Genomic DNA, 946 nt, shown 5'->3' on the forward strand with positions numbered 1-946 from the left:
ATTAGGCGGGGTATCAAATAGCTTTAATACACCCGGAGCCGAAAAACACTGCATTTTTTTAGACAGTCTAGACAGTGCTAATCTGTTTCATCATAAGCTAATGGATGCACTGTTACAGCTTAATGAAACCCAAGATCAATTAGGTATCGGCATTGTTGGCGCCGGTGCTACAGGTGTCGAGCTTGCCGCTGAACTGCATCATGTTATTGAATCCGTAAGAGAGTACGGTTATCAAAACATCTCTAAAGATCATTTAGATATAAACTTAATAGAAGCATCTCCCAAAATACTCCCTCAATTGCCAGAGCAAGTCAGTACCAGAGCGCAAACTGTACTGTCAAAGCTAGGGGTTAAATTACATTTAGGTGTGCAGGTTAAAGAAGTAACCAAAGAAGGCTTTGTCACTGCGACGGGGGAGACGATAAAAGCCAATATCAAAGTGTGGGCGGCAGGTGTTAAAGGTCCGAAAGTATTTGAAAATTTCACTCAACTTCCCGTCACTCCCCGTAATCAAATTGATGTAGATGATTGCATGCGTGTAAAAGGCATTAATGATATTTATGCTTTAGGCGACTGTGCTCAATTAATTTTACCATCAGGTAAGCCGGTACCACCAAGAGCCCAAGCCGCTGCTCAAATGGCAGATCGTCTTTATGCCAATATTTGTTTAAAGATGAAACAGCAGCCAGAAAAGCCTTTCGTTTATAAAGACTATGGATCACTGGTATCACTGAGTCGTTTTTCGGCGGTCGGGAACTTAATGGGAAGCCTTCGTTCAGGAGATTTTTTTGTTGAAGGGCACATTGCTCGTTTGATGTACATCTCTCTGTATCAGCGTCATTTAGCCAGCTTGTATGGCTGGTTCTCGGCTTCTGTATATCGTATAGCCCAAAAGCTACTGCGCTGGCAACGTCCTAAGCTCAAGTTACACTAGGCGAGTAATCAC

General features: G+C 42.8%; 1 protein-coding gene. It reads left to right on the forward strand.

Annotated features, from left to right (window positions below; genetic code table 11):
* Positions 1 to 934: NAD(P)/FAD-dependent oxidoreductase (locus tag H5202_RS23415; protein ID WP_182774107.1), on the forward strand; the 934-nt coding region annotated here is incomplete at its 5' end.
* Positions 935 to 946: the final 12 nt, after the last annotated feature.

This window comes from Shewanella sp. SG41-4 (assembly GCF_014164505.1).
GTDB lineage: Bacteria > Pseudomonadota > Gammaproteobacteria > Enterobacterales > Shewanellaceae > Shewanella.